Raw genomic sequence first — 2,024 nt, forward strand, 5'->3', positions numbered from 1 at the left:
CACCGGCGATGATCTTCCCGGGTGAGACCGCCAGCTGGATCAGGGTGTACGTGGCCCAGGCCCGCGGCGAGGGTGCGGGCCAGGTCGACCATGGCGGCGATTCCCGGCGTACGCGTCATCGGCGGCCGGTTCCAGCCACCGTCGACGGTGACCCGCAGGCGCGGGTCGCTCGGCCGCAGCGCCGCCAGGGCCGCGTCGATCCGGGCCGCCTCCGCCGGGGAGGTCACCCGCACGTCCACAGTGGCCGAAGCGTGGCCGGCGATCACGTTGGTCCGGGAGCCGCCCGTGATCGTGCCGACGTTGATGCTCGTGCCCCGGTCGAGGTCCGCCAGCGCGCGCAGCGCGAGCACCACCCGGGCGAGCTCGTCGATCGCGCTCGCGCCCTTGTCCGGGTCGAGGCCGGCGTGCGCCTCGACGCCCGTGACGTCGACCCGCAGCAGGCCGAGACCCTTGCGGGCCGTCTTCAGCGCACCGTCGACGCCGGGCTCCAGCACCAGCGCGGCGGTGACACCGGCGGCGGCGCCCTCCAGGACCGGTCGGGACGTGATGCTGCCGACCTCCTCGTCGCCGTTGAGCACGAACCGCAGCGGCGGGCGGGGCAGGCCGGCGGCGTCCAGGGCGCGGATCGCCCAGAGCGCCTGGACCAGCCCGGACTTCATGTCGAAGACACCGGGGCCGCGGGCGATCTCACCGTCCACAGTGAACGGCCATTCGGCGAGCGTGCCGGCCGGCCAGACCGTGTCGTAGTGGCAGAGCAGCAGCAGGCGCCGCGGGCCCGTGCCGGCGAAGTCGGCCACCAGCGTGTCGCCGTGGGTCGCGGAGCGTACGCGGGCAATGGTCTCCGGATCTCCCAACGCCGCCGTCAGGCGCCCGGTCAGCCAGTCGAGGCCGTGGTCGAGGAGAGGCTTGCTGTCGCTCGGTGTCTCCACGCCGACGTAGTCGCCGATCTCGGCGAGCACGTCGGCGCGGCGGTCACGCAGCCACTGCCGCAGCGGCACCGCGTCGATCGCGGCCGCCTCCGCCGGCGTGGGAAGGTCGATGGTCACGGCGCCATCATCGCATCAGCGGCTGTAGAACTCGACCACTAGCTGCTCGTCGCAGAGCACCGGGATCTCGGCCCGTTCGGGCAACCGGATCAGCGTCGTACGCAGGTCCGCGATCGAGGTCGACAGGTACGGTGCCGTCCGCGCGCCGACGTGTGCACCGGCCGCGGCGACGTGGAACGGGGTCTTGTCCCTGCTCCGGTCGCGGACCTCGATGGTCTGGAAGGGCGCGACGCGGTACGACGGCCGGTCGACCTTGCGCCCGTCGACGGCGATGTGGCCGTGCGCGACGGCCTGCCGCGCCTGGTAGATCGTGCGCGCGAAGCCGGCCCGCAGGACCAGCGCGTCAAGCCGGCACTCGAGGCTGACGACCAGCCGCTCGCCGGTCTTGCCGGTGCCCCGGTGCGCCTCGGCGAACGCCCGCCGCAGCTGCACCTCGCTGACGTTGTACTGGTGCCGCAGGCGCTGCTTCTCCAGCAGCCGGACCTTGTAGTCGGTCTCCTTGCGGCGGGCGCGGCCGTGCACTCCCGGCGGGTACGGCCGGCGCTCGAAGTACTTGACGCACTTCTGCGTCAGCGGGATGCCGAGCGCCCGGGAGAGCTTCGCCTTCGGCCGCGACTGGTTCACCTTGCCTCCAGTGGTTGGAATCGTCGAGAGGTTAGCCTAACCTAACCGCAACGCGCATCCCTGGAGGCAGACATGACGCAGTCCACCGACCTCGTCTCGCTCGCCCGTGCCCTCGCCGCCGGAGAGGTGCCGGGCACGATCCAGGTCAGCCGGCGGGCGTCCGGTGCCGCCGGCCCGTACGCGGTCCGGCACGCGCTCGACCGGGCCGGCTCGCCGCTGCTGCTCGTCGCCGTCGACTCGCCGGCCGACCGGGCGCTGACCGGCCCCGACGAGGCCTCGACAACTACCGCTCGATCGCCGGCGACCTGCTGTTCCGGCAGACCCTCTGGAACACGTTGCTGTTCATGGCGGTGC

2 protein-coding genes and 1 pseudogene are annotated in these 2,024 nt (G+C 72.9%); 1 reads left to right on the forward strand and 2 read right to left on the reverse strand.

The window, feature by feature from the left end:
• Positions 1–1,046 (reverse strand): M20/M25/M40 family metallo-hydrolase (locus AB0H87_RS41260; RefSeq protein ID WP_360159159.1); only part of this gene is annotated, 1,046 nt, incomplete at its 3' end.
• A gap of 15 nt (positions 1,047–1,061) precedes the next feature.
• On the reverse strand, positions 1,062–1,670 hold the full coding sequence (rpsD, locus tag AB0H87_RS41265; RefSeq protein WP_360159162.1) for a 30S ribosomal protein S4: 609 nt from the start codon (positions 1,668–1,670) through the stop codon (positions 1,062–1,064).
• A 72-nt stretch (positions 1,671–1,742) separates the two neighbouring features.
• Between rpsD and AB0H87_RS41270 the strand changes: the two are divergent.
• Positions 1,743–2,024: pseudogene (locus tag AB0H87_RS41270) on the forward strand (hypothetical protein); the annotation flags it as partial.

The organism is Asanoa sp. NPDC050611 (assembly GCF_040654855.1).
Classification (GTDB): domain Bacteria; phylum Actinomycetota; class Actinomycetes; order Mycobacteriales; family Micromonosporaceae; genus Asanoa.